Here is a 523-nt window from a genome sequence, read left to right on the forward strand (position 1 = left end):
GACCGCCCGTTCCATCGGGGGCATCGCCCGCGGGACCCCGTCGAACACGCTCCGCCGCGAGGACTTCTCGGCCGCCTTGGCCGCGCGCCAGACCCGCACGACGTCCTCGACGGTGTCCGCCCGCTCGTCGCCGAACACGTGCGGGTGTCGGCGCACCATCTTGTCGCGGGCCCCGGCGGCCACGTCCTCGAGGTCGAACGACTCGGCGAGCCCGGCGTGCAGCACCACCTGGGTAGAGCTACTGGATGGCCGATGGGCCTCAACAGGTTACTGACGTCAGCCAAACTCCGAATGCCGGTGAGTGAGAGCGCAGCAGTGAGACGGTGGGGGATAAGCTTCATCGTCGAGAGGGAAACAACCCAGACTACCAACTAAGGCCCCTAAGCGTGTGCTAAGTGGGAAAGGATGTGGAGTTGCATAGACAACCAGGAGGTTGGCTTAGAAGCAGCCACCCTTGAAAGAGTGCGTAATAGCTCACTGGTCAAGTGATTCCGCGCCGACAATGTAACGGGGCTCAAGCACA

General features: G+C 63.5%; 1 rRNA gene and 1 pseudogene. One reads left to right on the forward strand and one right to left on the reverse strand.

Going from position 1 to position 523, the window contains the following annotated elements:
• Positions 1-186 (reverse strand): annotated as a pseudogene (locus I5E_RS24440) (nucleoside triphosphate pyrophosphohydrolase); the annotation flags it as partial.
• Here I5E_RS24440 and I5E_RS23540 point away from each other — a divergent pair.
• Positions 185-523: ribosomal RNA gene (locus I5E_RS23540) — 23S ribosomal RNA — on the forward strand; the annotation flags it as partial. The pseudogene I5E_RS24440 and the gene I5E_RS23540 overlap by 2 nt on opposite strands.

Origin of the sequence: Curtobacterium sp. B18, from assembly GCF_000333375.1 — a bacterium.
GTDB lineage: Bacteria > Actinomycetota > Actinomycetes > Actinomycetales > Microbacteriaceae > Curtobacterium.